Annotated in this window: 26 protein-coding genes; 15 read left to right on the top strand and 11 right to left on the bottom strand. The window is 64.6% G+C overall.

Annotated features, from left to right (window positions below):
• Positions 1–20: 20 nt before the first annotated feature.
• Genes NYR97_RS17805 through NYR97_RS17770 form a run of 8 tightly spaced genes read right to left on the bottom strand, consistent with a single transcriptional unit; the run spans position 21 to position 7,441 of the window.
• The gene (locus NYR97_RS17805; protein WP_316695071.1) at positions 21–1,154 is read right to left on the bottom strand and encodes a hypothetical protein; all 1,134 of its coding nucleotides are present in this window, start codon (positions 1,152–1,154) and stop codon (positions 21–23) included.
• Positions 1,151–2,101, bottom strand: coding sequence for a glycosyltransferase (locus NYR97_RS17800; protein WP_316695069.1), 951 nt, complete (start codon positions 2,099–2,101; stop codon positions 1,151–1,153). Before NYR97_RS17800 ends, NYR97_RS17805 begins: the two co-directional genes overlap by 4 nt.
• Entirely contained in the window at positions 2,098–3,351 is a 1,254-nt protein-coding gene (locus tag NYR97_RS17795; protein ID WP_316695067.1) for an O-antigen translocase, read from the bottom strand. The genes NYR97_RS17800 and NYR97_RS17795 overlap by 4 nt, the downstream gene beginning before the upstream one ends.
• Complete coding sequence (locus NYR97_RS17790) at positions 3,348–4,460, bottom strand: DegT/DnrJ/EryC1/StrS family aminotransferase (protein ID WP_316698332.1); 1,113 nt, start codon at positions 4,458–4,460, stop codon at positions 3,348–3,350. Before NYR97_RS17790 ends, NYR97_RS17795 begins: the two co-directional genes overlap by 4 nt.
• Positions 4,460–5,392: a GNAT family N-acetyltransferase gene (locus NYR97_RS17785; protein ID WP_316695065.1), complete on the bottom strand. Its 933-nt coding sequence runs from the start codon at positions 5,390–5,392 to the stop codon at positions 4,460–4,462. The genes NYR97_RS17790 and NYR97_RS17785 overlap by 1 nt, the downstream gene beginning before the upstream one ends.
• Positions 5,379–6,332, bottom strand: coding sequence for a glycoside hydrolase family protein (locus NYR97_RS17780; protein ID WP_316695063.1), 954 nt, complete (start codon positions 6,330–6,332; stop codon positions 5,379–5,381). The genes NYR97_RS17785 and NYR97_RS17780 overlap by 14 nt, the downstream gene beginning before the upstream one ends.
• Before the next feature lie 3 nt (positions 6,333–6,335).
• The gene (locus tag NYR97_RS17775) at positions 6,336–7,007 is read right to left on the bottom strand and encodes an acetyltransferase (RefSeq protein WP_316695061.1); all 672 of its coding nucleotides are present in this window, start codon (positions 7,005–7,007) and stop codon (positions 6,336–6,338) included.
• Positions 7,004–7,441 (bottom strand): sugar 3,4-ketoisomerase, encoded by a 438-nt coding sequence (locus tag NYR97_RS17770; RefSeq protein WP_205391740.1) that lies wholly within the window; start codon positions 7,439–7,441, stop codon positions 7,004–7,006. Before NYR97_RS17770 ends, NYR97_RS17775 begins: the two co-directional genes overlap by 4 nt.
• Before the next feature lie 308 nt (positions 7,442–7,749).
• On the opposite strand from NYR97_RS17770, the gene NYR97_RS17765 reads away from it, so the two are divergent.
• From NYR97_RS17765 to NYR97_RS17700, 14 genes are all read left to right on the top strand, one after another.
• Positions 7,750–8,364: a cytochrome b gene (locus tag NYR97_RS17765; protein WP_316695059.1), complete on the top strand. Its 615-nt coding sequence runs from the start codon at positions 7,750–7,752 to the stop codon at positions 8,362–8,364.
• 71 nt (positions 8,365–8,435) lie between these two features.
• The gene (locus NYR97_RS17760; protein WP_205391742.1) at positions 8,436–9,788 is read left to right on the top strand and encodes a cytochrome C; all 1,353 of its coding nucleotides are present in this window, start codon (positions 8,436–8,438) and stop codon (positions 9,786–9,788) included.
• Between the two features lie 25 nt (positions 9,789–9,813).
• On the top strand, positions 9,814–10,203 hold the full coding sequence (locus NYR97_RS17755; RefSeq protein WP_316695057.1) for a c-type cytochrome: 390 nt from the start codon (positions 9,814–9,816) through the stop codon (positions 10,201–10,203).
• A gap of 351 nt (positions 10,204–10,554) precedes the next feature.
• Entirely contained in the window at positions 10,555–11,262 is a 708-nt protein-coding gene (locus NYR97_RS17750; RefSeq protein WP_316695055.1) for a TorF family putative porin, read from the top strand.
• Between the two features lie 63 nt (positions 11,263–11,325).
• On the top strand, positions 11,326–11,907 hold the full coding sequence (locus tag NYR97_RS17745; protein ID WP_316695053.1) for a sigma-70 family RNA polymerase sigma factor: 582 nt from the start codon (positions 11,326–11,328) through the stop codon (positions 11,905–11,907).
• Positions 11,904–12,563: a zf-HC2 domain-containing protein gene (locus NYR97_RS17740; RefSeq protein WP_205391747.1), complete on the top strand. Its 660-nt coding sequence runs from the start codon at positions 11,904–11,906 to the stop codon at positions 12,561–12,563. Before NYR97_RS17745 ends, NYR97_RS17740 begins: the two co-directional genes overlap by 4 nt.
• Positions 12,560–13,888 (top strand): S8 family serine peptidase, encoded by a 1,329-nt coding sequence (locus tag NYR97_RS17735; protein ID WP_316695050.1) that lies wholly within the window; start codon positions 12,560–12,562, stop codon positions 13,886–13,888. The genes NYR97_RS17740 and NYR97_RS17735 overlap by 4 nt, the downstream gene beginning before the upstream one ends.
• A 10-nt stretch (positions 13,889–13,898) precedes the next feature.
• A complete protein-coding gene (ccmC, locus tag NYR97_RS17730; protein WP_316695048.1) occupies positions 13,899–14,657 on the top strand; it encodes a heme ABC transporter permease CcmC in 759 nt (252 codons plus the stop codon).
• Positions 14,654–14,860 carry a heme exporter protein CcmD gene (gene ccmD, locus NYR97_RS17725; RefSeq protein ID WP_316695045.1) on the top strand — a complete coding sequence of 69 codons (207 nt, stop codon included), beginning with the start codon at positions 14,654–14,656 and terminating at the stop codon, positions 14,858–14,860. Before ccmC ends, ccmD begins: the two co-directional genes overlap by 4 nt.
• Complete coding sequence (gene ccmE / locus NYR97_RS17720; protein ID WP_316695043.1) at positions 14,857–15,327, top strand: cytochrome c maturation protein CcmE; 471 nt, start codon at positions 14,857–14,859, stop codon at positions 15,325–15,327. Before ccmD ends, ccmE begins: the two co-directional genes overlap by 4 nt.
• Positions 15,328–15,390: 63 nt before the next feature.
• Positions 15,391–17,379 (top strand): heme lyase CcmF/NrfE family subunit, encoded by a 1,989-nt coding sequence (locus NYR97_RS17715; protein WP_316695041.1) that lies wholly within the window; start codon positions 15,391–15,393, stop codon positions 17,377–17,379.
• Positions 17,376–17,918 carry a DsbE family thiol:disulfide interchange protein gene (locus NYR97_RS17710; protein WP_205391751.1) on the top strand — a complete coding sequence of 181 codons (543 nt, stop codon included), beginning with the start codon at positions 17,376–17,378 and terminating at the stop codon, positions 17,916–17,918. The genes NYR97_RS17715 and NYR97_RS17710 overlap by 4 nt, the downstream gene beginning before the upstream one ends.
• Positions 17,918–18,400: a cytochrome c-type biogenesis protein gene (locus tag NYR97_RS17705; RefSeq protein ID WP_316695038.1), complete on the top strand. Its 483-nt coding sequence runs from the start codon at positions 17,918–17,920 to the stop codon at positions 18,398–18,400. Before NYR97_RS17710 ends, NYR97_RS17705 begins: the two co-directional genes overlap by 1 nt.
• Positions 18,400–19,113, top strand: a complete 714-nt coding sequence (locus NYR97_RS17700) for a tetratricopeptide repeat protein (RefSeq protein ID WP_425613004.1) — start codon at positions 18,400–18,402, stop codon at positions 19,111–19,113. Before NYR97_RS17705 ends, NYR97_RS17700 begins: the two co-directional genes overlap by 1 nt.
• Before the next feature lie 713 nt (positions 19,114–19,826).
• Here NYR97_RS17700 and NYR97_RS17695 read toward each other — a convergent pair.
• Positions 19,827–21,899, bottom strand: coding sequence for an ATP-binding protein (locus NYR97_RS17695; protein ID WP_316695035.1), 2,073 nt, complete (start codon positions 21,897–21,899; stop codon positions 19,827–19,829).
• Positions 21,886–23,400 (bottom strand): ATPase domain-containing protein, encoded by a 1,515-nt coding sequence (locus tag NYR97_RS17690; protein ID WP_316695033.1) that lies wholly within the window; start codon positions 23,398–23,400, stop codon positions 21,886–21,888. The genes NYR97_RS17695 and NYR97_RS17690 overlap by 14 nt, the downstream gene beginning before the upstream one ends.
• A gap of 257 nt (positions 23,401–23,657) precedes the next feature.
• Between NYR97_RS17690 and NYR97_RS17685 the strand changes: the two genes are divergently transcribed.
• The gene (locus NYR97_RS17685; protein WP_205394873.1) at positions 23,658–24,002 is read left to right on the top strand and encodes a response regulator; all 345 of its coding nucleotides are present in this window, start codon (positions 23,658–23,660) and stop codon (positions 24,000–24,002) included.
• Positions 24,003–24,041: 39 nt separating this feature from the next.
• Here the strand turns inward: NYR97_RS17685 and NYR97_RS17680 are convergent, their stop codons facing one another.
• The gene (locus NYR97_RS17680) at positions 24,042–26,900 is read right to left on the bottom strand and encodes a hybrid sensor histidine kinase/response regulator (RefSeq protein WP_316695032.1); all 2,859 of its coding nucleotides are present in this window, start codon (positions 26,898–26,900) and stop codon (positions 24,042–24,044) included.
• Positions 26,901–26,984 lie beyond the last annotated feature (84 nt).

The following is a 26,984-nucleotide window of genomic DNA, read 5'->3' as shown; positions in this document are numbered from 1 at the left end:
AAAAACGAAGTTGCCGCGCACTACGCAGCAGCGCTAGGTGCCGCATTGCGGCTGGGCAGCAACACGGTGCAGGCATGCAACACCAGGCACAGCGCGATGAAGCCGAAGTTGGTCCAGGTGAATGCCTGCGGCGCGAACGGCGACATCAGGCAGGCATAGGCGAGGCGCAGGAAGATCAGCACATGAAAGATCGACAGCGAGCTGCTGAGCAGGCGCACGCTCCACACCAGGCCCGCATACAACCCCATCAGTGCAATTACGGCGCCCGGCGCGCCCCAGGCCATCAGGAACGGGAAGAATTCCGTGCCCACATTGATATTGGGCGCATCCAGCGGAATGCTGGTGCCGGCGGTGGCGATCGAACCACTGAACGGCACCAGTTGATTGACCAGAAAACTGGCGTTGACGTAGCCTTTGGCCAGGATCGCGCCGAAGTTGTACGGCCCGGCGCTGATGTACAGCAGCAGCCACTGCACGCCCTGCGGCATCGCGCGATACAACGCACTGAACGGCAAGGCGACCGTGGCCAACGAACCGGAACGCAGTGCGCCCAGGATCGAAAACACTCCGCCCCCGGCCAGCACGAGCAGGCCAATGGTCTTCCACGGCAGGCGGCGCGCAGGATCGCGACGCAACAGCATCACCAGCACGAACGAAAACAGTCCGGCAAAGATGCGGTTGCGGTCGATCGCCACGATCGGGAATACGAACCCCAGCATCACCATCGCCGCACGCAGCCCGCGGTGGCGCATGCACAGCAGCGCGATCGGCGGCAGGATCCAGCACATGTTGGAGATGTGACGCACATGCGAGCGCAAGGGGCTCAAGGTGGCGTACGAGGACGGATCGCTGAACAACGGAATCGGAAACAACGTCACATCCACGATGCAGAACACCGTCACCACTGCCGCCAGCGTCATCACCACGAAGGCATCGCGCGTGCCGGCGTAGCGATAGTTGCGAAAGCGCTCCACGGCAGGCAGCTGCGTGCGAAGCAACGCATCCAGCACAAACGTTGCAGCGGCAGCGACCGCCAGCAACGCGATGCCGTCCAGATAGTCGCCGGGCAGCCTGTAGGTCAGCAGCGTCAGCGCGCAGCTGAGCAGCATCGGCAGTGCCAGATACGTCGCAGGCCGGCGCAACAGCGTGTTCATGCCGGCTCCACCGCGCTACGCGCATGCCTGGGCCGCCACCTGGCTTGCAACGACAACCAGGCATAGGCGAGCAGATGGCCGATCACCCTGTGCGGTCGTCGCTGCAGAAACGCCACCTTGGCCGCGATGTAACGCGATTGCGCCCGCAGCAAGGTGCGCTCGGGCTCATCGAACAACTCCGCACAACGCAACGACACCTGACGCGACTCGCTCAAGTTGGCAATCCGCGCACGTACGTTTGCGGTCTTGCTGAGGTTGTTGCCATGCAAACGGTACGCACAGACCGGCACGTCGACGAAACCAAGCGCGTTGCGCGCGGCCAGGCGCAGGAAAAAATCCCAGTCCTCGATCCGCAGCGATTCGTCCCACCCGGCGCGCGCATCGAAGGCACTGCGGCGCAGCAACGCCACCGCACCACTGACCGCCCACTGCTGGATCACCGCGCGGCGGATGCCCCGCTCTGAGCGGTACATGCCGGTATCCACCCGATGCAGGTCGCGCATGGCGCTGCCGTGCAGCAACTTTCCATGCTGATCGACCACGCAGGCGTCGCCGATCACCGCCAGTTTTTGCGGATGCGCACGCAAGTAACGCACCTGCGCATCCAACCCGCCGGCCAACAGATAATCGTCGCTCGCGCCCAGACGCAGGTAGTCGCCACGCGCACGCAGGGCCAGCTCGTTGAGCGTGGCCGCCACACCGCGATTGTCGCGTTGCACGAACTGCACCGGCAGCCGATGGCCATGGGTGGCAATCCACTGCGCGATCTTTTCGCCGGTGGCGTCGCTAGAGCCGTCGTCGATGATGACGATCTCCTTGCACGGGTACGGGTCTTCCAACACGCTATCCAGACAACGCTGCACGAAACGCGCGTGGTTATAGGCCGGAATCAGCACCGACACCAGCGGCCAGCTCGCTCGCCCGCTCGGTTGGGTTTGATCGCTCATGCGGCCTGCACCAGATAGCGACGCACCACCACGATATTGAACAGCAGATACACCACGTAGTTGGCGACAAAGGCATACATCGCCCCGATCAGCCCGAACTGCGCCGTGAACAGATACACCAGCGCCAGATAGCTGGCGGCGAACACGCATTCGGAAATCACGAACAACCGCGTCATCGCCTTGGCCAGCATCACGTACGACAGCACGAACGCGGCAATCTTGATCACATCGCCCAGCAACTGCGGACCATAAAGCGGTGCTGCTGCAGCGAATCGCGCATCGAACAGCAGCCAGGTGACCCAATCGCGGAGCATGTACACACCTAGCGCCATCGCGATCACCGCCGGCATCACATAACGATACGCGGCCCGCAGCTCGCGCCCGAGCGCCGCACGATCGTGCAGGGAGGCCAGCTTGGGCAGGTAATACACGTTGATGGCGGTGGTGAAGAACAGCAGATATGCATCCGACACCCGGCTGACGGCCTGCCAATAACCCACCTGCTGCCATCCGAACTGCAACGCCAGATGGTCGCGCACCAGAATGGCCACCAACTGCGGCACCAGCGTGGCGGTCAGCGTCATCACCGAGAACGCGGCCAGCTTGCGCGTCATCGGCGCATCGAAACGCAGGCGCAACATCTCGCGTTGGAAATACGGGCTGCGTCGCAGTGCCGGCACGCCGGCCAACAGCCACAGCACCTGGCCCAGCACCAGTGCCAGCAATGCGCCCTGCAGCTGCGCCAGGCTGGACAGCCACGCCACCAGCGCAACGCTCGACACCGCGCCGCTCACCTGCACAAATGCCAGACGGCGAACATCCATGAAACCGTTGATCACCGCCAGGATGTAATTGACCAAGGCAATGCCCAGCTGCGCGATCGCCAGCACGCAGATCAGCGGCCGATACGCTGCATCTCCGAACAGGCGCTCGGCGATAAAACCACTGAACAGCGCCGCCAACACCGCCATGACGCAAGCCGCGCAGAAGGCGTACCAGAGCGCCGCGCTGAGCAAGCGTGCCAGTACCGGTGCGTCGTTGCGATACTCGGCCACGTACTTGACGATGCCGGCGCTGATACCGCCGCCCGCCAACACCGCCAGCACCGACATCAGATTGAGAAACTGGCCCAAGCGGCCGACACCCTGCGGGCCGGCGTACACCGCCACCAACTTCACCACCACCAGCGCAGCCAGCAGCCTGGCCAGCGTCGCAACGCCGGTGTACGCGCTGCTGCGCATCAGATTCATGCAGGGCTGCCGAACGATTGGCATGCGGCAATCACGCGTTCCACCGACGCGTCATCTAAAGCGGGGCCCATCGGCAGACTCAGCACCTCACGATGCAGGCCCTCGCTCACCGGCAGGCAGGCATCGCCCAGCGTGGTGTAGGCAGGCTGCCGATGCGGCGGCACCGGGTAATGGATCTGGGTGTGGATACCCAGGCGCAGCAAATGCGCCTGCAAGGCATCGCGCTGCGGGCTGCGCACCACGAACAGATGCCAGACATGCTGTTCCTCGGCGACCACCGTAGGCAACGCGATCAACGGGTTATCGATGCCTTGCAGATAACGCTGCGCCACCGCGCGCCGACGCGCGATCTCATCCTCCAGATACCCCAGTTTGACCCGCAAGAACGCCGCCTGCATTTCATCCAGGCGCGAATTCACGCCCTGGCAGGTGTGGTGATATTTCACCTCCGAGCCGTAATTGCGCAGCGCGCGAATGCGCTCGGCCAGGCGTGGATCCGAGGTCACCACCGCACCACCATCGCCGAGTGCGCCCAGGTTCTTGGTCGGAAAAAAACTGAACGCCGCCGCATCGCCGAAGGCACCGGCACGCCGCCCGTGCGCGCGCGCGCCATGCGCTTGCGCGGCATCTTCGATCAGCAGCAGCCCGTAGCGATGGGCAAGCGTTTGCAATGCGGCCATGTCGGCCAGCTGCCCATACAGGTGCACCGCCATGATGGCGCGCGTGCGTGGGCCGATGGCCTTCTCCACACCGGCCGGGTCCATGTTGAAGGTCGCAGGATCCGGCTCCACCGGCACCAGCACCAACTGGTTCTGGCTGATCGCCAGAAAGCTCGCGATGAAGGTGTTGGCAGGCACGATAATCTCGTCGCCCTCGCGCAACACCCCCAGCTCGCGATAGCCACGCAGGATCAGCGACAACGCATCCAGCCCGTTGCCCACGCCCACCGCATGCGCGGCGCCGCAGTAGCTGGCGAATTCTTCTTCGAACGCGGCCAGCTCCTGCCCGAGCACATACCAGCCGGCATCGATCACCCGCGCGGCAGCAACTTTCAATTCATCCGCGTAGCGCGCATTGACTGCACGCAAATCCAGAAACGGCACATCCATTACAACGTCCACCGATAGAAATCCTGCACCACGGCACGCGCGCCGAAGCGTTCCTTTTGTTCGACCAAGCCATCGTTGAGCACCTGCCCGCCCTGCTCGGTGGAGATACCGAAGCTGAAGTAATGGCGCTGCGCATACACCTCAGTGATCAGCTCGGCCAGCAGCAGGCTCAGCGCATCCAGCTGGCGACCGCGTTCGGACACCGCCAGATACTGGGTGTGCACGCTGCGACCGAAATCCAACACCAGTGCGGCGGCCACCAGCTGCCCCTCAGCGCGCGCTTCGTGCAGCACGATCTGCTGCGGAAACCGGCTGTGCAGCAGCTGCAATTCGTCCAGCCGATGGGTCGGTGCCACGCCGTGCCGTTGCAACACCTGGGTCAGCAAGGCATGAAACGCCTCCAGCTGGGTGCCGGTCTGGATCTGCACCCCGGCCTTGCGCGCCTTGACCAGCGAACGCCGACGCTCGGCACTGAACGCGAATGGCTCGCGCAGCGCGATCACCGTCGACAGGTCGCGCCGGAACAGCTGCGCGCCCAACCGATGCAAGGCATACAGATCTTCCTCGGCCGGATACGCATGAAACACATGCGGCACCGGCTTGTACACGATCTGGCGCACAGCGCGCGCGCGATAGTGCCCAGCAATCTGCTCGAACACCTGCAATGTAGCGCCCGCACGCAGTGCCATCGACGACAACAAGCCCGCATAGGTCAACCCGGCATGGCTGCTGACGCAATCGCCGTGCACGCTTGCCGGAAACACCGCCACCACCTCGCCACCACGTTCGACCAGCAACGACGCATCCACGAAGCGGTCGGCGTGATAGTCCATGTAGCCGCGTCGATGCAACAAGTTGCCGTTGCGCGAGGACGCCACCAACGCGTCCCACGCAGGCGCATCGCTGACGGCATACGGCCTAACCGAAAACATGGCGCCCCTGCAGGTCCACCGGCAACGCGGCCTCGGCCAGACCGAAGCCGGCCTGCCCCATTGCGTTGCCGTTATAGAACATCAGGATGCGATCGTGCTGCTGGATCAACGCCGGGTAGCACAAGGTCTGCGCATCCCACCCGTGCTCGGAGAGCTGCAGCCCCAGCTGACTGTCGTCGCGCTCCCACTGCATACCATCGCCACTGAAGGCGATGCCCGGGAAGTAACCACCGTGCGTGTCGCCGCAGGTGAAATACATCAGATAGCGATCGCCCAGGCGATAGACGCGCGGGCGGCCGATGCGGTATTCGTCGTCGCGCGGACGCAGGCACACCACGTCGTCGCTGGGGATGTGGCGCAGATCGTCGGTCTCTGCGTAACGGATGTGATACCGCGGATACGGCTGGCCGCCGATGGTTTCCCAATCGTCGCCCACCGCGTACCACAATCGCCAACGGCCATCTTCATAGCGGGCCGAATGCACCGCAGCAATCGTGCTGCGACCAGGGGCACGATCCAGCAGTGGCGTGTCTTGTCGGCGCTGAAAGCTCGCTCCACCATCGCCGGAGACCGCAAGCCCGGTGAAAGCCAGGAACTTGGCCTTGGCCACACGCTGGAAGCCGACATAGAACATATACAGGCCATCCGGCCCGGCCACGACATCGCCCAGAATCATGCCGTTATCGTCGAAGCAGCCATCGCGGCCGATATCCAGCACCGGCTGTTTGCTGACGCCGACAATCTGGGTCGGCGCATCGGCGCGCACGTCCACATAGCCGATCCGGCTCACACCCTGCGCATCGCGAAAACCTGCATAGACGCGTAGCACCTGCGCAGACAACCGATACGGTGTCGGCGTCAGCGCGGCATGCTGCATCCAGCCGCCCACACCATCGCGCGCGACATCGAACACCAGGCCCCGCTTGGTCCAGGCAAACATGCGTCAGAGCTCCACGTCGAAGCTGGACCTGCCGGCCACCGCACGCGCCGGCGAGCCCACATACACGCGCTCGGCCTCGGTATGCCTGGTGACCAGCGCGCCGGCACCGATGATGTTGTCTGCGGCAATCCGCACCTTGTCGCTGAGCGTGGCATTGACGCCGATGAAGCTGCCGCGCCCGATCTCGCAATAGCCGGAAATCACCGCATGCGAGGCGATGAACACATTGTCCTGCACAACCGTGCGGTGGCCGATATGGTTGCCGCTCCACAGCACGCAGTTGTCGCCGATGCGGGTGAACGGCTGGATGACGTTGCCTTCGAAGATGAAGCAGTTGGCGCCGATCTGCGCATTGCGCCAGACAAACGCGCGCGAGCTGACATAGCTGGCGCAGCGGTAGCCGCGACGCACCATGTCTTCGAAGAAGCGTGTGCGCAGGCGGTTGAGCTGCGTGGCCGGAATCGCCACGAAAACCTCGTACTGCTCGGGCGGATAGCGCTGTTCGAGTTCTTCGAATGCCACCACCGGCAGCTCGGCCAGCATGGGCCGCAGCAGGAAGTCGCGCTCCACACTGAAGGCGACCACGGTGTAATCGCTGTCGTGCTGGAAATACTCGCAGGCGATCTGCGCAAACTCGCCGTCTCCGATGATCACCAATGGCTTGTGCACGCTCATGCTTCCAGCCTGCGTGCGTCCAGGCGATGTTCGCCGCGCACTTCGCTCAGGAATTCGTCGTAATCCAGAATGTAATCGGCCGGGTCGTAGAACTGGTCGGCCAGTACCATCAACACGCAATCGGGGCTGAAGCGATACAGATCGCGCCACACCATGCGCCCGAGCAGCAGGCCCTGCGAGGGGTCGTCCAGCACCACTTCTTCCTGGCCGTTGCCATCGCCCCTGTCCAGCAGAATCGTCACCGAGCCATGCAAGGCGACGGCGAGTTGATTGAGCCGGCGGTGCGCATGCTGGCCGCGGTGCACGCCGTCGCGGGTGCCGAACAGGTAATACACACGACGTATCTCGAACGGGACGTTGCGCTGCTGCTCCAACGAGATGAGCAGACCGCGATCGTCACCGTGGGTGTGCAACTGGATGCGTTCGATGGCCATGATTCGGGGGCGTAACCGCTGACTGCACGTAGTGCGACATGCCTGAGTGCACCGGGATGCGCCAAAGGTTGCACCACGTCACGGCACTGCGAATCCATGTGCGCGCAAGCGCAGTTGCAGACGCAGCAGACGTGGATATGCACGGAATGCCGCGCAATGCCCACAGGGCGATGCAACCTTTTGCCGGCATCGCCGCACATATCGGTGCACGTTCACCTGGCCGCAGATCGGCCGGCGTGGGGAGCTAGGCCTGGCAGCGCACGACGCACTGCCGGAACCAACGACCAGCACCGGAGCACACCGACCAAATGCGTTCATCCCCCCAGGCGCCCGACACCGCCGCCACCGACCGCGCCACTACCTTGCCGCAACAGGCGCCGCCGGTTGCGCAGATCATTCCACTCCCCAAATCGATGCGCGTACTGCACTGGCTCACGGTGCTGTGCCTGGCCATGGCCGCCACCCTGATTTTGCTGCGCGCCGAACTGGAAGGACGCGCATTGCGTCAATGGCTGATGGAAGGCCACCGCCACTTCGGTTTGATGGTGCTCTTTCTCTTCGTCCTGCGCGTGGGCTTGCGCATCCGCCTGCGCAAGCTGCCGCCCGGCCCGCCGTCGCCGCTGATCATGCGGCTGGCTGCGGGCGCCACCCATGTCGCGTTGTACGGCCTGATGGTCGCGTTGCCGCTGATCGGCTGGTCGTTGAGCAACGCCTACGCCAAACCGGTCTACCTGTTCGGAGTGACGCTACCGAATCTGGTCGCGCCGGACGAAGACCTGGCCGACACCCTGAGCACCTGGCACTTGAATGCCGCCTGGGTCTTGCTGGCTTTGGTGATCCTGCATATCGGCGCCGCACTCTGGCATCACCTGGTGCTGCGCGATGGCGTACTGCATCGCGTGCTGCCGAAAAAAGTCCGATGAATTCCCCCGAGTTGCCAGCCCTCCCCCGCTTCCGCAGCGCCGAACCCCGCACCGTCGAACAAGGACTTTCCATGCCTACTCCCCAGCCCGCCCCGCGTCGCGTTGCCGCCACGCGCACCGCCTCCCTGACGTCCTTGTTGTGCGTGTCCGGCCCGTTGTTGCTGCTGGCCAGCACCCAGGCGCAGGCGATTCCCTCGTTCGCACGCCAGACCGGTTCGTCGTGCGCGGACTGCCACGTCGGCTCCTATGGCCCCTCGCTCACGCCGTATGGCATGCGTTTCAAGCTCGGCGGCTTCACCGATACCGATGGCAACGGCACCAAGATTCCGGTCTCCGGCCAGGTCACCTGGACGCGGAGCAATCCCGCCCGCGGCGACAGCAGCGCACGCATCAACCAAGCCGATCTGTATCTGGCCGGCCGGGTCAACGACCACATCGGCGGTTACTCCAAGATCCGCTCCAACAACGGCGGCAACGACACCTTCAACACCCAGTTGGACGATGTGGATCTGCGCTTTGTCAGCAAACCGTTCCAGCTAGCCGGCAAGGACGCCATGGTCGGCGTCAGCGTCAACAACAACCCCGGCGTGTCCGATCCGATCCAGGTGCTGCCCAATGCATCGACCCTGAGCCCGGTCTCCAATGCAGGTTCGGCCAGCATGCTGAGTTCGTCGGCGCTCTCCAACCGCGTGATCGGCGCCAGTGTGTACGGCTTGTTCGACCGCAATTGGTACGGCGAAGTCGGCAGCTACAGCGCATTGTCCGCCGATGCGCAGGACCACCTGGGCTGGAACCCCAACAACGACCCGGGCAAGCTCAGCGACACCGGCTATGCGCGCTTTGCCTATATGAAGGACATGAAGCGGCAGTTCTTCTCGGCCGGCCTGACCGCGATGACCACCCGTCGCCAACGCCTGCGCACCGGCGGTCCCACCGATGACTTCACCGACCTGGGTTACGACCTGACCTATCAGTTCCTCGGCACCCGCGAGCACGTGCTGTCGCTGGCCTACGTCAACATCTACGAGCGCCGCAAATACGGCAGCCCGCTGCAGCCGACCGACCCGAGCATGTCTCCGCGCGACCGCGGCAGCGTGCGCGACCAGAACATCAGCATGAACTACGCGTTCAAGCAGACCTATGGCGTGCTCGCCGCGCATCTGATCAACAGCGGCTCGTTCGATGTGGCGCGTTATCAGCCCTACGGCATCCCCGACACCACCGCCAATCTGATCCTGCTGTACTGGACCCCGTTCGGCAAGGAAGGCACCTACACCACCAACGCCAATGTGCGTTTCGCGGCTACCTGGTTCCGCTTCGACAAGTTCAACGGCAGCACCACCAACGTGTTCGGTGGCGGCAATCCGATCACCAACCCGCGCGATCTCGACACTTTCTCGCTGTCGGTCAATGTCTCGTTCTGATTCCCCCGCACGCGTAAGGACCCCCATGAAGTCACTCCACAAAACCTTGTTGTGCGTTCCGCTGGCCGGCCTGCTGTTGGCCAGCGCGGCGTTTACCCCATCCGCGCGTGCGGCCGACGGCAAGGGCGTATTCGTGACCGAATGCGCCGAGTGCCACAGCGCCGCCCAGGGCAAGAACAAGAAAGGCCCGTCCATGTTCGGCGTGGCCGGGCGCCCGGCGGCCAGCCTGCCGGACTACAGCAACTATTCCGATGCGCTCAAGGGCAGCAAGTGGCAGTGGACGCCGGCACAGCTCAAGACCTATCTGTCGCAATCCTCGTCCAAGGCCTTGCCGGGCACCAAGATGAAGTACGAAGGCCTGGAAGATCAGAAAGAGCTAGACGCACTGATCGCCTACCTCAACACCCTGCACTGACCGTTGCTTGACCGGACGGCAGTCACCCCTGCCGGCCGGCAACCGGGGCGCGCTGCGCTTCGGGCGTCGCGCCGGTCGCGTTGCCGGTCGCGTTGCCGGCCGCGATTCCTTCGCGTATATGAACGGAACCGTCGTGCCCGCGGCGGTCTGCCCGACGCAATCAGGCACTATTGCGCCCCGCTCACCGTAGACGCTCATCCGTTGCCCCCTGTCTCGCCTGCCAGGTCGTCCCCCTCTCGAACGCGACGCCGTTGCGCCTGCGGCGGGCAGCCGTGGGACAGGCCACGCCTGAACATGCGGCGGCGGCACTGCACAACGGCCAGCGCCAACCCGCGTTGCCTGTGCCCGCACATGCGCAGGCGCAACTCCCCGTTGCGCCACTGTCTGCTGCTGGCCCTGGTCATCAGCCCCGGCGCCATGGCCGCCAATGTCGGCGGCGCGGTGGCGCTGACCTCGCAGCTGATCGACCGTGGCATCTCGATCGCGCCCAACAAAGCCACGCTGCAAGCGGCTGGCTACTGGCTGCCCTCGCCCGGCTGGTCGGTTTCCACCTCGGTCGCGCTGCAATCGCCCTCGCTGAGCAAGCCGGTGGCAGTCACCGCCCAGGCCGCACGCGCCTGGATGCTGGACGACCGCTGGCAGATGCAGGCCAGCCTGCTGTATTACGGCTACCCGACCAATCAGGCCACACGCACCTTCGACCGCCAGGAAGCCAGCCTGGCCTGGTCCTACCGCGACGTACTGAGCTTTTCGCTATCGGCGTTCAACTTCCCCCGCGCCGACCAGTCGCCGTGGAATCTGGCCATCGACGTCACTGCCAATATCCCGCTGCGCAACGATTTGGCCCTGTCGATCGGCGCCGGTTCGTCGCGTTTCCCGGCGATGGCCTACGGCGCCGCCGCCTCCGGCCGCTATCAGTACGGGCAATTGGGCCTGAAGTGGAGCCGGGCACGATGGACGCTGAAACTGGACCGCATCGTCACCAGCAGCAACACCCCGCGCCTGCAGGGCGGCCCGGGCGAAACGCCCTGGCTGGGCACGATTTCCACCACGTTCTGATCCAGCTGCAACCTTTTGCCCCCGTGCGGGCACTGACCTACGTCTTCTGCCGTGCCTGCCTCGATGAATAATTCCGACACCCTGGGTGATGCCACCGACCGCATGCTGCTGCGGCGCATGGCTGCGGGCGATCGTGCCGCCCTGGCGACCATGTACACCAGCTACCACGGCCGGCTGTGCCGGTTCCTGTCGCGGCTGACCCGCCGCCCGGACATCATCGAAGAAGCCATCAACGACTGCTTCTGGATCGCCTGGCAGAAAGCCGGCGACTTCCGCGGCGATTCGCAGGTGTCGACCTGGATCATGGGCATCGCCTATCGCTGCGGGCTCAAATGCCTGCGCCAGCATGACGGCGAAGCCATCGACGACACCGCCGTGGTGGAAGACCACGCCCCCAGCGCAGACGACAACGACGACCGCGAGCTGCGTGACTGGCTCGACAAGGGCATGCAACGGCTCTCGCCGGACCAGCGGATGGTGATCGAACTGGTCTACGGCGTCGGCCACAAGCTCGAAGAAGTCGCCGACATCATGCAGTGCCCGGTCGGCACCATCAAAGCCCGGCTGTTCCATGCGCGGGTCAAATTACGCAATGTGCTGCCCGGCCTTGCCGGCGGCGCCCCCTACACGGAGACCATGCAATGAAGACGTTTTTCATCGCGCCTGGCAAGGAATGCTCGCACGCCTGGGAACTGATGCCCGCCGTCTTGCTGGACAGTGCCACCGAGGAAGAGAACACCTGGCTGATCGCGCACGTGGCCAAATGTGCCTCGTGCAGCGCCGAATTCGCCCAGCAGAATCGCCTGCGGCAAGCGCTTGCGCTGCCGTCGGCGGTCAAGCTGGACGCCAACGCCGGCCTGCTGCGCCTGCTCGGCCGCCTGGATGCGCCGGAACAGCACACCGCGCCGGCGGCACCGGTGCCGGCAGCACGCCGCTCCGGCAACTGGACCGTACGCGCCCTGGCCGCCGCAGCCCTGGTGCAGGCTATCGGCCTGGGCGTCATGGGCGTCAAACTGGCTGCACCTGCGCCCTCGCACGACTACCGCACGCTGAGCAGCGCCACCGCCCTCCCGGTACCGCAAGGTGCCATCCGCGTGGTGCCCGACGCCAGGATGACGGTGGCCGATTGGGATAGCCTGCTGCATGCGCAGCAGTTGCAGGTGGTCGGCGGCCCCAATGAAATGGGCGCCTACACCGTGGTGCCGGTCGCTTCGCAGCCCCTGGCCCAGCCGCAGCAGACCGTGCAGCAGCTGCGTGCGAACCCGCGTATCCGCCTGGCCGAGATCGTGTCGGCACCATGAGCCGCTTCTACGTTATCGGCTTGATCGCCGGCTTCATCGGCCTGGGCAGCTGCACCTGCGTGCATGCCCAGAACACGCCACAGCATGCTGCGCAAGCTGTCGGCACCAGCGCCAAGCCGCCGCAGGCCGATGCGCATACGCCCGATAGCAGCCGCGACATCCTGCTGGCGGTGGCCAACCCGCTCACCGCGCCGCCGGCACGCGCCGGCTCCAGCCTGATCGGCTACGCCTCCAGCTATTACGGCGCCGGCCAGAAGGCCGCCGTGCGCATGGAAGCCATCAAGCAGCGCTACAAGCTGCGCGAAGTCTCCGGCTGGCCAATCACTTCGCTGGGCCTGTATTGCGCCGTGCTGCAGCCGCCGGCTGGCGTATCGCGCGACGAGCTGGTCAGCGCGCTGGCCGACGACGAGGGCGTGGAGCTGGTGCAGCCGGTGCAGGATTTCTCGGTGTTCTCCGCCGATGCATCGGAAAAGACCACGGCGCTGTCCGGCTACAACGACCCGTACGTGGACATGCAACGCGGCTTCATCGCCACCGATGCGGCCAGCGCGCAGACCGTCACCCAGGGCCGCGGCGTGGTGGTGGCGGTGGTCGACACCGGCGTGGACACCGCTCACCCCGATCTGAAGTCGCGCATCCGCGACGTGCACGACCTGGTCGACGACACCGCGCTCGCCACCAGCAGCGATTCGCACGGCACCGAAGTGGCCGGCATCATTGCTGCCGGCAGCAACAACCATCAAGGCATTGTCGGCATGGCGCCCAAGGCCATGCTGAGCATCTACAAGGCGTGCTGGTATGCACCGACCGTCGGTGCCACCGCACGCTGCAACACCTTCACCCTGGCCAAGGCGCTGGCGGCGATCAACAACAGCTCCGCGCGCGTGATCAATCTGAGCCTGGGCGGCCCGGCCGACCCGCTGCTGAGCAAGATGCTGCTGCACCTGGTGCAACAGGGCCGCATCGTGGTGGCCGCGATGCCGCCGAACGGGCGCATGGATGGCTTTCCCAACGATGTGCCCGGCGTGCTGGTGGTGCGCAGCAGCAGCGCCACGGCCGCGATGCCCGGCGTGCTGAGCGCGCCCGGCAAGGACATCCTCACCACCCAGCCGAACGGCCGCTACGACTTCACCTCCGGCTCGTCGATGGCCACCGCGCATGTCAGCGGCATGGCCGCGTTGCTGTTGTCGATGTCGCCGTCGATGGACGCGACCGGCTTGCGCGAACTGATGCAACGCACCAGCAAGATGTCCGACGGCCAGCTGCAGGTCAACGCCGGCGCTGCGGTCGACGCGCTGGCTTCGCACGCCAAACATTCCAACTGACGACACCGGCATGGCCAAGTGGATTCCCTTGTGGCTGCATCAACTCAGCTCGCCGCCCACGTTCTACCGCGTCGCCGGCATCGTGCGTCCGTGGGCGCTGGCGCTGGCGCTGCTGCTCGGCGCGGTGGCCGCTTACGGCGGGCTGGTATTGGCGCCACCGGATTACCAGCAGCACGACGCCTACCGCATCATCTTCATCCATGTACCCAGCGCCTGGATGAGTCTTTTCATCTACGCGGCAATGGGCGTGTTCGCGTTCATTGCGCTGGTGTGGCGGATCAAGCTGGCCGAAGTGGTGACCATGGCCTCGGCGCCGATCGGCGCGGCCTTTACCTTCATCACCTTGTGCACCGGCTCGCTGTGGGGCAAGCCGATGTGGGGCACCTGGTGGACCTGGGATGCACGGCTCACCTCGGAGTTGCTGCTGCTGTTCTTGTATCTGGGTGTGCTCGGCCTGTATCACGCAGTGGAAGATCGCCGCCAGGCGATGCGTGCGGCCGGCCTGCTTGCGCTGGTCGGCCTGGTGAATCTGCCGATCGTGCATTACTCGGTGGTGTGGTGGAACACGCTGCATCAAGGCTCCACCGTGCGCCTGCTCGGCCCCTCCAAGATGGGCGCCGACATGCTGTGGCCGCTGCTGACGATGCTGCTAGCCACCAAGTTTTATTACCTGGCCAGTCTGTTCGGCCGCGTGCGTGTGGACCTGCTCGCACTGGAAAGCGGCAAGGACTGGGCACGCCGCATCGTGTTGACGGAGCGCACCGCATGAACACCTTTCTGGCGATGGGCGGTTACGGCCACTACGTGTGGACCGCATACACGTTGTTCGTGCTGGTGTTGCTGGCCGATCTGGCAGCGCCGTGGTTACGTCGACGCCGCCTGCCACGCGAATTGCGTGGCCAGCTGCAACGACAAACGCCGCGACGTGCACGCGATCAGCCAGTTCCCACGCTGGAGCGGGAAGCGCCATGAATGCAACACGCAAGCAACGTCTTTGGCTGGTGATCGGCGTCATCGCCGCTGCCGCACTGGCAGTGACGCTGATCGTGCTCGCGCTGCAGCGGAACATGAGCTATCTGTTCACGCCCAGCCAGGTGCACGCCGGCGAGGCGGCCAGTTATCAGCAATTTCGCCTCGGCGGCATGGTCAAGGCCGGCTCGATCCAGCGTGCAACCGATAGCCTGAAAGTCAATTTCACCGTGATCGACAAGCACGCCGCAACGCAGGTCGAATACACCGGCATCCTTCCGGATCTGTTTCGCGACAACCAATCGGTGATCGCCAACGGACGCATGCAGAGCGGGCGCTTTGTCGCCAACGAAGTGCTGGCCAAGCACGACGAAACCTATATGCCCAAGGAACTCAAGGACGCGATGGCCGAAGGCCATGTCGGCAAGCCGATTCCTGCCGCCGCGCTGCCACTGTCTGCGCCGCGTTGATGCCGCGCGCACCGCGTTCCACCACGTCCATGATCTTCCTTGGTTGCACGATGCGATTTGCCCATGACGCCTGAACTCGGCCAGATCGCACTGATCCTGGCGCTGCTGTTGTCGCTTGCCCAGGGCGTCTTGCCGCTGATCGGTGCCTGGCGTGGCAACTCCGCCTTGATGGGCATTGCACGGCCGGCAGCGGTAGGCCAGGCAGTGTTCGTGTGGATGGCGTTCGGCCTGCTTGCCTGGTCGCTGCTGTCGCTGGATTTTTCGGTGGCCTATGTCGCTGCCAACGCCAATATTGCCCTGCCCTGGTACTACCGCTTTGCCGCGGTATGGGGCGCGCATGAAGGCTCGTTGCTGCTGTGGATCGCCATCCTTGCGACATGGACGGTGTTGCTGGCCGCCTTCAGCCGGCATCTGCCGCAGCATTTCGCCGCCCGCGTGCTGGCGGTGCTGGGGCTGGTATCGGTGGGTTTTCTCGCCTTCATCCTGCTGACCTCCAATCCGTTCGGGCGGCTGTCGCCGATTCCCCTGGATGGCAACGAGCTCAATCCGGTGCTGCAGGACCCGGGCATGACCTTCCACCCGCCGGTGCTGTACACCGGCTATGTCGGTTTCTCGGTGGCGTTCGCGTTTGCGGTGGCGGCCTTGCTGGGCGGCGAACTGGAACAGGCCTGGGTGCGCTGGGCGCGGCCGTGGACCAACGTGGCCTGGGCCTGCCTCACCGCCGGCATCGTCGCCGGTAGCTGGTGGGCGTACGCGGAACTGGGCTGGGGTGGCTGGTGGTTCTGGGACCCGGTGGAAAACGCCAGTTTCATGCCGTGGCTGGTCGGCACGGCGTTGATCCACACCCAGGCGGTCACCGAAAAACGCGGCAGCCTGCGTGCGTGGACGATTCTGCTGTCGATCCTGGCGTTCTCGCTGTCGTTGCTGGGCACCTTCCTGGTGCGCTCGGGCGTGCTCACCTCGGTGCATGCGTTCGCCGCCGACCCGCGCCGCGGCCTGTACATCCTGATTTTCCTGGTGGCTGTGGTCGGCGGCTCGCTGCTGCTGTATGCCTTGCGCGCGCCGAAGATCGCCAGCGGCAAACCGTTTGCCGCCGCATCGCGCGAGACGGCGATCCTGATCGGCAATCTGCTGCTTACCGTGGCCGCCGCGATGGTGTTGCTGGGCACCTTGTTCCCGCTGATCGCCGACGCGTTTGGCCTGGGCAAGGTCTCGGTCGGCCCGCCCTACTTCGGCTTGCTGTTTCCGTTGCTGATGCTGCCGGTGGTGCTGTTGCTGCCGTTCGGCCCGTACCTGCGCTGGGGCAAGGCCGAGGCGGCGCCGTTGAAGGCACTCGGCACGCGCGCCGGCGTCGCCGCGATTGCGTGTGCGTTGGTCGGCAGCCTCTTCGCTGATGGCCAGATCAAGGCGATTGCCGGCATCGGCGTTGCTGCGTGGATGGCCGCCGGCACCGCGCTGTACATGCACAAGCGCTGGCGCGAAATGCCGCGCGGCCGGCGCTTTCCGGCCGAAATGGCCGGCATGTTGCTCGCGCATGCGGGCGTGGCGGTATTCGTTGCCGGCGTGCTGGTGTCCGAAAGCCTGTCGGTCGAACGCGACGTGCGGCTGGCGCCGGGCGAAAGCGCCCAGATCGCCGGCTACGCGTTCCGCTTCGACGGGGTGCAACTGATCGATGGGCCGAACTGGAAGGCCGAACAAGGCAGCGTGCAGGTCAGTCGCGATGGCGAGGTGATCGCGCGGCTGCATCCGCAAAAACGCCTGTACAGCAGCGAGCGCATTCAGACCGAATCGGCGATCGACCCCGGCATCACCCGCGATCTGTACGTCGCACTAGGCGAGCCGCTGGACGATCAACATATCGAATATGACTGGACGCTGCGGCTGTACTACAAACCCTTCATCCGCTGGATCTGGGCCGGCGGCCTGCTGATGATGCTGGGCGGTTTTGTCAGCGCCTGCGCGCGCCGTTTTCGTGCGCCTGCCGTCGCCGGCAAGGCGGCCACCTCGCCGGCACACGATGCCATCGTCACTGCGCAGGAATCGCCCGCATGAACCGTCTGCTGCCCTTGCTGGGTTTCCTGTTGCTGGCGGCGCTGTTCGGCTTCGGCATCTACTGGACGATGCAACACAACCCGCGCGATGTGCCCTCACCGTTGATCGGCAAACAAGCGCCAGCGTTCTCGCTGCCAAGGCTGGATCAACCCGAACAACAGGTCAGCCGCGACCAGCTGCTGGGCAAGCCGTATGTGCTCAACGTGTTCGGCAGCTGGTGCGCCGAATGCGTGCACGAACATCCGGTATTGATGGCGCAGGCCACCCGGCTCGGCGTGCCGCTGATCGGCTACAACTACAAGGACGCGCCCGCCGATGCCACCGCCTGGCTTGCGCAGTACGGCAACCCGTATGCGCTGGTGATCGCCGATGAAGCCGGTCAGACCGCGATCGATTTCGGCGTTTACGGCGCGCCGGAAACGTTTCTGATCGATGCGCAAGGCATGATCCGCTACAAGCACATCGGCGTGCTGACGCCCGATGTCATCAACGACACACTGCTGCCAGCCATCGCCGCGCTGCCCAAGGGCGCGCAGTGATGCCGGCTCGCCCCTGGTGGCGCTGGCACTGGCGCATGCAAGGCAAGCAGCTGCGCTTGCTGCTGGTGCTGCTGCTTGGCGTGCTGCTTGCACCACCGCTGGCGGCGCAGGCAGTGGACCCGCTGCCATTCAAGAACCGCAGCGAGGAAGCGCGTTACCAGCGTCTGACCGCACAACTGCGCTGCCTGGTGTGCCAGAACGAGAACCTGGCCGACTCCAACGCCGCGCTCGCACGCGATCTGCGCCATCAGGTGTTCGCGCAGATCCAGGCCGGCCACAGCGATGCGCAGATCAAGCAGTACATGGTCGAGCGCTACTCGGATTTCGTGCTGTACGACCCGCCGGTCAAACGCGGCACCTGGCTGCTGTGGTTCGGCCCGCTGTTGATGCTGGGTGCCGGTGCAGGCATGGTGATCCACACCGTGCGCAAACGTGCGCGTGCCGGCACACCGGTGGCGCCGCAAGCCGAGGAAGAGTGGTGATGAGCGGTTTCTATTTCATAAGCGCAGCGCTGGTGGTGGTCGCACTGCTGTTGTTACTGGTACCGCTGCTGCGCCGGCCAACACGCAATCGCGCACGCTATGCATTGCCGATCGTGCTGGTGCTGGGCTTGCCGATCGCCACCGCCGGCCTGTATCGCCTGGTCGGCACGCCCGACGCCATCGCAACGCGCGTGTACGCTGCGCCAGCGCAGCAGACAGACCAGACAACGCCTCAGGCGCCTGCTGCCGGCAGCACGCAAGCACAAACACCAGCCATCAGTCCGGCTGAAGAAGCACAACTGCAGGCGCTGGACGCCTGGATGCAACAGGCCAGGGCGCACGAGCAGGAAAACCGTTCGGCCGAGGCGCGCGATGCCTATGCGAAAGCACTCAAGCTCGCCCCCGACAACAGCGCCGCCATCGTCGGCTGGATCGCGGCAGACATGGGTACGCGCAGCGATTTCGCCATCGACGCCGCATCGCGCACGCGCCTGCAACAGGTGATCGCACGCGAGCCGGATCATCAACGCGCCCTGTGGTTGCTCGGCATCAGCGACTTCCAGCAGCAGAACTACAGCGCCGCCACCGAACACTGGCGCCATTTGCATGACTTGCTGGACACCGGCTCGGCGATGCAGAAAGCGGTCGCGGAAAAAATCGCCGTGGCCGAATCGTTGGCGAGTGCGCGGCAGGCCAAACGCGCTGCTCGCTAGTAACGGCTGACAAAACCCATTTCGCGGCCATCAGGCGGGCGCTGCTGCGCTCAGTGCGCGTATACCACGCGTAGATATCGCTACTCAGTGCGCCATCCACACCTGGCTGCCCATTGCTCGTGCCGTTCTCCAGGCATTTCGAGATCGTGAGATCTTGGTTGTCTTGAAAGATTGGACGCGATGAGTGCGTAGATTGCAGAGCGGATGATCTGTGACTTGGCTGCAGGTCCTTGCCCGCCCACCATCGCGGGACACGCCGCAAGTACGTCCACGTAGGCTCTTACGCGGCACCCATGCCGCGTAAGGTCCCGCGACAGTGGGCGGGCAAGGACCAGTCGAGATGGTCGGTATGCTTAGCTCTTCTCAAAGCGACCAGCAAACTGTCTGGTGCGGTGTCCTCACCGCTTGCGGGACCGTGTGGCGGCATGGATGCCGCCACCGAGCCTACATGGACGTACTTGCGGCGTGTCCCGCGAGCGGTGAGGACACCGCGCCCTCGACTAACTCACTGGCTGCGGCCGTCCGCTTGAGGGCGAACGCCTCACTTACGAAATCAGCAGTTCGAGATCTTCCACAGCGCGATGGGAGTCCGCTTGCGATTTGCCATGTCGGCAACTCTTACCATCGATACAGCATGCAAGAGGTTTTGCTAGCCGCTCTGAAGCAATGGGGAATGCACAACCGAGTGCACGTGGGTCAAACGCGCTCCGCACTCAGGCCGAAGGCCCCAGCACTTCGTGCAACTTGCCGCTGAATTCGCCCAGCGTAAAAGGCTTGGCGATCATGCTCATGCCTTCGCCCAGAAATTCGCCACGATCGCGCGCGGTTTCCGCATAGCCGGTCATGAAGATCACCGGCAGATCGCGGCGTGACTGACGCGCGATTTCCGCCAGCTGGCGCCCGTTGAGCCCGGGCAAGCCGACATCGGTCACCAGCAGATCGATCCGCCGTTGCGAGGCCAGAATCGGCAGTGCGGCATCCGCATCGGCGACCACATCGGCCTCGTAGCCCAATTCCTTGAGCAGCTCGGTGACCAGCAAGCGCACCTGTTCGTCGTCTTCCACCACCAGCACCTGCTGGCCTCTCCCGGTGACCACCGCACCGGCCTGCGGCAGCGGCTGGGCTGGCTGCAGATGCACGCCCGCCGGCAGATAGAGACTGACGGTGGTGCCCACGCCCATCGTCGACTCCACCCACACCTGCCCGTTGGACTGCTGCATGAAGCCGTAGATCATCGACATGCCTAGGCCGGTGCCCTGCCCGATCGGCTTGGTGGTGTAGAACGGCTCGAACACGCGTTCCAGCACATCCATCGGCATGCCGGTACCGCTGTCGGTGACCGACACCACCGCATAATTGCCGGGCGCCAGCGTCACGCCACGGCCAAGCTCGAGCGGCTGCGCATCGACCAGCAGATGACGCGTGGCGATCCGTAATTGACCACCACCGGGCATGGCATCGCGTGCGTTGATCGCCAGATTGAGCAGTGCGCTCTCCAACTGGTTTTCGTCGACATATGCCTGCGGCATCTCGGCGTGCAGGTCGGTTTCCAGCCGCACCGATTCGCCCAGCGTGCGCGCCAGCAATTCCTGCAGCGACACCACCAGATCGTTCAGATGCAGATGGCGCGCTTCCAGCGATTGCCGGCGCGAAAACGCCAACAACCGCTGCGTCAGCGCGGCGGCCCGCAATGCCGAGGCCGAGGCCACATCCAGAAAGCGGCCCAGTCCTTCGGTGCGGCCTTGATCGATGCGCAGGCGCGCCAGATCCAGCGCGGACAAAATACCGGTGAGCATGTTGTTGAAGTCGTGCGCGATACCGCCGGTCAGCTGGCCCACCGCCTCCATCTTCTGCGCCTGACGCAACGCCGCTTCGCTGGATTCGCGCGCCTGCATCTGCTGCTGCAATTCGGCGGTGCGCTCGGCGACCTTGACCTCAAGCAGATTGGCCTGCTGCTGGATCGATTCCAACGCCAGCGTGCGTGCGGTGATGTCGGTGGCGAACACATGAAAGCCATCCACCACGCCATCTGCATCCAGGCGCGGCATATAGCGGATCTCCGCATCGCGGCGGCGCCCATCGGCGTATGGCCAGCTTGCTTCCACCGTTAACGTCTGACCGGCCAATGCGGCTTCGATCCAGGCGCGACGCTCCTCCACCACCGCAGGTCCGACCACATCCACCAACGGCCGCCCGATCACATCGGCAGGCGGAATGCCGATCCAGTCTTCGTAGGAGCGATTGGCAAAGCGATAGATCAGGTTCTTGTCGATGAAGGCGATCAGCACCGGCAGGGCATCGGTGACGCGACGCAGTTCGGCTTCGCTCGACGCCAGCGCCGCCTTGCTTTCGGCCAGCTGTGCCATCTGGTCGCGGATGACGAACTGCTTCTGCCGCGAGCGCAACGCAGTGGAAATGGCGCTCAGCAACGATGCCGAACTCAGCGGCCGTTCCAGTTCGATGACGTTGGTCAGCTCGGCCGGCAGCGTGGCCTGACGCCCGTTGTGGGTACCGCGCGGGGCGCGCAGCAGCACGAACGGAATGTCCGACCACGCGGCCTGGCCTCGCAGGATGTGCGACAACTGCTGCAGATCGCCGCCGATCACCTCTTCGGTCAAGACGACCACGCCCGACGCATCGAGCAGTTCGTCCGCCAGCGCAGCCAGCGAACCATAGACCCGACGCGTCAGCCCGCGCTGGCCGACGATGCCGGCAATGCTCTCTGCGTCGCGCCCGAACGGCGCAATGATGTGGACGATAGACCCGTCCGGGTCACGGGTAGTCAAGTGGACGATCCAGCAACGGCGTAGCGTCTCCAACGAACTGCGGCGTGCCGGTCAGCACACCGTGGAATTTCTCCAGCGGCTCGCTCAACTCGATCCCGCCGCCACCGATGCGCAACTCGCGGATCGAATCCTCGTGCGCGCCGCTGCGATTCTTGATCACCGACAAGGCCTTGCGAATGCGTCCTTGCGCTTCGAAAAAACGGAACAGGATGACGGTGTCGGCCATATAAGAAACATTGAGGTTGCCGGTCGACATCGTGCCCACCAGACCATGCTGCGGGTTGATCAGGAACGTGGTGACGCCGCACTGGTTGAGATACGACAGCAACTCGTGCATCTGCAGCATCAGCTGCTTTTCCTGCGGCATCGAGGTCAGATAGCCGTTGAGGCTGTCGATCACCAGCACCCGGCAATGACGCTCTTCGACACTGGCACGCACCGTCCAGGCGAACTCGCCCGGTGTCAGTTCGGCCGGGTCCATCTGATGCAGTTCCAGCAGACCCGAGTCCAGATGCCTGCGCAGATCCATGCCCAGGCTTTCGGCGCGCGTCAGCAAGGTGCCGGTGCGCTCGTCGAACTCCAGGATGCAACAGTGCTCGCCACGCTCGCAGGCGGCAATGACGTACTGCAGCGCGATATTGGTCTTGCCCGACCCGGCCGGCCCGGTCAGCAACGTGCTGGTGCCACGCAGCGGGCCGCCATGCAGCAGCGCATCGATGCGTCCCACCCCGCTGGACACCGCTTCGCCAACGAAGGGCACGTGGTGGTCGGAGGCGATCAGGCGCGGATAAATCCGCATGCCCCCGGTGACGATGGTCAGGTCGTGATAGCCGGCGATGAAATTCACGCCGCGCAGCTTCTGCACCTGCATGCGCCGACGCGCTGCGCCGAAGTCCAGCGTCATGCGCTCCAGCGAGATCACGCCATGGCACAGGCTGTGCAGATGCGCGTCACGCTGGCCGTTTTCGCCGGTGAGATCGTCGACCAGAAGCACGGTGATGTTGCGCGGCGCGAAAAACTGCTTGAGCGCCAGCACCTGGCGGCGATAACGCAGCGAATCCTGCGCCAGCAGACGCAGCTCGGACAGCGAATCGAACACCACGCGGGTTGGCTTGACCCGATCGATCTCGGCCTGGATGAGCTTGATGGTGCCATCCAGCTCCATTTCCCAGGGGTGCAGGATCGACTGCTGGCGCCCGTCGCCCAGAAACGCCTCGGCCGATGCCAGCTCGAAGATACTCAGCGTATCCAGCGACCAGTCGTGCGAGGACGCCACCTCGTTGAGTTCGTCGATGGTCTCCGACAAGGTCACATACAGGCAGCTCTCGCCCTTGGCTGCGCCGTCGAGCAGGAACTGCAGCGCCAGCGTGGTCTTGCCCGACCCCGGTTGGCCCTCCAGCAGATACAGCCGATTGGGTGGCAGGCCGCCGCGAAGGATGGTGTCCAACCCCTCGGTACCCGTGGCAATGCGTTTTGCGGTCGTCTGCTTCAAATTTCCCATAGCCTTCAATTTATCACGCGCACGTGATAGCCCGATGCGTACGACTGAATTGATCAGCTTGCTTGTGCGGACCTGCTTGCTCACAGCTTGCGTTCGCTGCTGCCATTGCGCGCTCAACCGAGTTTTTCGGCAATGCCTTTATGACAAATCCGACGCTCCCGTCACATCCGCCAGCCTAGCGTTGCGCATGAAGTACATCGCGTTGTTGCGATTGTTCGAGGATAGCGGTGAATCACGCAGCAAGCACCAGACGCATCCTGTTGGTCGAAGACGACGATGCGATCCGCGCCATGACCGAAGATATCCTGGGAGACGAGGGTTACCAGGTCGTCGCCACCGCCGATGCCGAGCATGCGCTGGAACAGCTCAACACGGCGCGCCCGTTCGACCTGTTGCTCTCGGATATCTGCCTGCCGGGCATGAACGGCCGCGACCTGGCCGACGAGGCCCGGTGTCTTTATCCGGCATTGCCCATCGTGTTCATGACCGGCTACGCAGGCGCCATTGCCAAGCGTGCCGACTTTCTGGATACCGGCATGCGATTGCTGACCAAACCGTTCTCGTTGCGCGATCTGCTGGGTATCGTGCAGACCACGATGTAAGCGAGCGGAGCAATTGCACCATCCATTCCGTGTGCACGATCACTGCGGCGTCCGCCCCAGCAGTTGCGCCACGCGCCGCTCCAGATCGATCGCAAGAAACGGCTTGGTGAGCACTTCCATGCCATCGTCCAGCTGACCGGCTCCAACCGCAGCGGTGGCCGCATAGCCGGTCACGAACAGCACCGGTAGCGACGGTCGATACTGGCGCCCCGCATCGGCGACCTGGCGTCCGTTCAAACCGCCGGTCAGGCCCACATCCGTCACCAGCAAGTCGATCGCTTCCTGCGAGCGCAAGCGCTCCACGGCAGCACTGCCTTCGGCTGTTTCGATGACGCGGTAGCCCGCTTCGGTCAGCACTTCGGACACCAGGACACGGATCGCGGTTTCGTCTTCCACCAGCAGCACCGTGGTGCTGTGCGTGGGCGATTGCAGCGAGGGTTCGACCGGGTGCTGCGTCTCATCGGCCGGCAGCAGGCCGGTGAAACGCGGCAGATACAGCAGCATGGTGGTGCCCACGCCCTCTTCCGAATCGATGCGCACATGCCCGCCGGATTGCCGGGTGAACCCATAGATCATCGACAGGCCCAGGCCGGTGCCCTGCCCGATCGGTTTGGTGGTAAAGAACGGCTCGAACACCTTGGACATGACCTCGGCGCTCATGCCGGTGCCGCTGTCCTGCACGCTCAGGCACACATAATCGCCAACCGGCAGATCGAGCTGCTGCGCCGCGGCCTCGTTCAACACGCAATTGGCAATGGCAATGGTGAGCTCGCCGCCATCGGGCATGGCATCGCGTGCGTTGATGCACAGGTTCAACAACGCGTTTTCCAGCTGCGGCGCATCCACCAGCACTTTCCACGACTCTGCCGCCGGGCGCAGTTGCAAACTGATCGAAGGCCCCAGCGTGCGCGCGATGATGTCGTGCATGTCGCGCACCAGCGCTTCCACCTCCAGCGCGGTCGGTGCCAGGGTCTGCCTGCGCGAGAACGCCAGCAACCGCTGCGTCAGCGCCGTGGCGCGCGCGGCGCTGGATTGCGCCATCTCCACATAGCGTTCCAGGCGGTCGTACTTGCCTTGTTCGATGCGCGTCTGCAGCAGCTCCAGCCCAACGCTGATGGCCGTCAGCAGGTTGTTGAAGTCGTGCGCCAGGCCGCCGGTGAGCTGGCCCACCGCTTCCATCTTCTGGCTCTGGCGCAATTTCTCTTCGGCCAACAACAAGGCCGCGCTGCGCTCGCGCACGCGCTCTTCCAGGGTCTCGGTCAACTGACGCAATTGCTCTTCGGCGATGCGCTTGTCGGTGATGTCCGCTGCGGTGCCAAACCATTCGACGATCTGCTCGTGCTCGTTGAGCAGCGGAATGGCGCGCATCAAGGTCCAGCCCACGCGTTGATCGGAACCCGGCACGCGGTATTCCAGATCCAGTGCGGTCTTGTTGGCGATCGAATGCGCAATGGCCTCTGCCAGCCGCGCGCGATCGTCCGGATGCACCATGTCCTGCTGCCAGTTCGGCGTGGCCGACAACGCATCGCTCAGCGCGCCATCGCCAACCAGCTGACGCAGTTCGCACCAATCGGCACTGGCCGAAAAAATCGATTGCGACGATGCACGCACCAGCGCATCGAGCCGGCGTTCGCTCTTGCGCAAGGCCTCGCTGGCCAGCCGTTCGGCAGTGCGATCGCGCAGCACCTTGACGAAGCCGATCGCCGCGCCGGTCTCTTCGCGCAGCACCATCAACGAACCATTGGCCCAGAAGCGCTCGCCGGATTTGCGGATGTGCCAGCGCTCGTCCATGCCGCTGCCGCTTTCCAGCGCCGCAGCCGCTTCGATCAGGATCTGCCGGTGCTCCACATCTTCAGGCGTGAACGTGCGCTCCAACGACTGGCCGAGCATTTCCGTCTCGGTCCAGCCCAGGATGCGCCGCGCGCCTTCGTTCCATGAGGTGACCCGCCCCTGCAGATCGGTGGCGATGATCGCGTAATCCATCACGCTGTCCAGGATCTGCCGGTTGCGCACCTCCGCCTCGCGCACCGCGCGTTCCAGGCTGATGCGATCGGTGATGTCCAGACCCTGCACGAAAATGCCGGAGACGGTGCCGTTGGCGCCTGCAATCGGCTGATAGACCAGATCCAGCAGGCGCCGCTCCACCGGGCCACCTGGCGCGGCCTGCACGTTGTACGCAAGCGCATTGGCCGCGTAGGCACGCCCCGACTGATAGACCTCGTCCAGGCGGCGCAGATGGCCCTGCTCGACCAGGTCGGGCAAGGCCTCGGCCAATGGCTTCCCGATCACGTCGCGGTGGCCGATCAAACGCGAGTAACACGGGTTGGCGAATTCCACCCGGTGCTGCGGCCCGCTCAGGAACGCCATGAACATCGGCGCCTGCTCGAACAACCGGATCAAGCGCTCGTGCTCATCGGCAAGACGGTTTTGCGCCAGCTTGCGGTCGGTGACTTCGTTGGTCACGCAGAACGCACCGCCGACACGGCCATCGTCCAGATAGATCGGCGAGAACGAGAACGTCCACCAAGTCTCTTCGGGCGCGCCGTAGCGGCTCATGCCGATCGGCACTTCTTCGAAGCGCGATGCGCGCCCTTCGAACGCGGCTTCGATCGGCCCACGCACGGCCTCCCACGCATCGGCCCACAACGCGCGCAGCGGTGCGCCCAAGGCCTGCGGCTGACGCGGCCCCAAGATCGGCGCATACGCATCGTTGTAGAAAAACGTCAGCGCCTCGCCCCACACCACATACATGCTTTCCGGCGAGCCCAGCATCAGGCTGACCGCATTGCGCAACGGCGATGGCCACTGCGCACTTGGCCCCAGTGGCGTGGAAGCCCAATCGTGGCGGCGCACCGCCTGCGCCATGGCGCTGTCGCCGTGCGGGAATGACGAACTCATAGGCAATGCGACCGCACTAGCGCCATGCGGCGGTCGCACTGCACGGACCACGCGTGCAGCGCAACGCGGCCCTGGCCCGGATTA

The organism is Xanthomonas hydrangeae (genome assembly GCF_032697525.1).
GTDB classification, from domain to species: domain Bacteria; phylum Pseudomonadota; class Gammaproteobacteria; order Xanthomonadales; family Xanthomonadaceae; genus Xanthomonas; species Xanthomonas hydrangeae.
This window is presented reverse-complemented; position numbering and strand designations above follow the sequence as displayed.

Coding starts and splice junctions, on each gene's coding strand:
- NYR97_RS17805 (WP_316695071.1), bottom strand. CDS start 1,154: ATGAACACGCTGTTGCGCCGGCCTGCGACGTATCTGGCACTGCCGATG.
- NYR97_RS17775 (WP_316695061.1), bottom strand. CDS start 7,007: ATGAGCGTGCACAAGCCATTGGTGATCATCGGAGACGGCGAGTTTGCG.
- NYR97_RS17760 (WP_205391742.1), top strand. CDS start 8,436: ATGCCTACTCCCCAGCCCGCCCCGCGTCGCGTTGCCGCCACGCGCACC.
- NYR97_RS17795 (WP_316695067.1), bottom strand. CDS start 3,351: ATGAATCTGATGCGCAGCAGCGCGTACACCGGCGTTGCGACGCTGGCC.
- NYR97_RS17705 (WP_316695038.1), top strand. CDS start 17,918: ATGCCGGCTCGCCCCTGGTGGCGCTGGCACTGGCGCATGCAAGGCAAG.
- NYR97_RS17680 (WP_316695032.1), bottom strand. CDS start 26,900: ATGAGTTCGTCATTCCCGCACGGCGACAGCGCCATGGCGCAGGCGGTG.
- NYR97_RS17745 (WP_316695053.1), top strand. CDS start 11,326: ATGAATAATTCCGACACCCTGGGTGATGCCACCGACCGCATGCTGCTG.
- NYR97_RS17700 (WP_425613004.1), top strand. CDS start 18,400: ATGAGCGGTTTCTATTTCATAAGCGCAGCGCTGGTGGTGGTCGCACTG.
- NYR97_RS17755 (WP_316695057.1), top strand. CDS start 9,814: ATGAAGTCACTCCACAAAACCTTGTTGTGCGTTCCGCTGGCCGGCCTG.
- NYR97_RS17800 (WP_316695069.1), bottom strand. CDS start 2,101: ATGAGCGATCAAACCCAACCGAGCGGGCGAGCGAGCTGGCCGCTGGTG.
- NYR97_RS17790 (WP_316698332.1), bottom strand. CDS start 4,460: ATGGATGTGCCGTTTCTGGATTTGCGTGCAGTCAATGCGCGCTACGCG.
- NYR97_RS17750 (WP_316695055.1), top strand. CDS start 10,555: ATGCGCAGGCGCAACTCCCCGTTGCGCCACTGTCTGCTGCTGGCCCTG.
- NYR97_RS17735 (WP_316695050.1), top strand. CDS start 12,560: ATGAGCCGCTTCTACGTTATCGGCTTGATCGCCGGCTTCATCGGCCTG.
- NYR97_RS17770 (WP_205391740.1), bottom strand. CDS start 7,441: ATGGCCATCGAACGCATCCAGTTGCACACCCACGGTGACGATCGCGGT.
- ccmC (WP_316695048.1), top strand. CDS start 13,899: ATGGCCAAGTGGATTCCCTTGTGGCTGCATCAACTCAGCTCGCCGCCC.
- NYR97_RS17765 (WP_316695059.1), top strand. CDS start 7,750: ATGCGTTCATCCCCCCAGGCGCCCGACACCGCCGCCACCGACCGCGCC.
- ccmE (WP_316695043.1), top strand. CDS start 14,857: ATGAATGCAACACGCAAGCAACGTCTTTGGCTGGTGATCGGCGTCATC.
- NYR97_RS17780 (WP_316695063.1), bottom strand. CDS start 6,332: ATGTTTGCCTGGACCAAGCGGGGCCTGGTGTTCGATGTCGCGCGCGAT.
- NYR97_RS17710 (WP_205391751.1), top strand. CDS start 17,376: ATGAACCGTCTGCTGCCCTTGCTGGGTTTCCTGTTGCTGGCGGCGCTG.
- NYR97_RS17690 (WP_316695033.1), bottom strand. CDS start 23,400: ATGGGAAATTTGAAGCAGACGACCGCAAAACGCATTGCCACGGGTACC.
- NYR97_RS17785 (WP_316695065.1), bottom strand. CDS start 5,392: ATGTTTTCGGTTAGGCCGTATGCCGTCAGCGATGCGCCTGCGTGGGAC.
- NYR97_RS17715 (WP_316695041.1), top strand. CDS start 15,391: ATGACGCCTGAACTCGGCCAGATCGCACTGATCCTGGCGCTGCTGTTG.
- ccmD (WP_316695045.1), top strand. CDS start 14,654: ATGAACACCTTTCTGGCGATGGGCGGTTACGGCCACTACGTGTGGACC.
- NYR97_RS17740 (WP_205391747.1), top strand. CDS start 11,904: ATGAAGACGTTTTTCATCGCGCCTGGCAAGGAATGCTCGCACGCCTGG.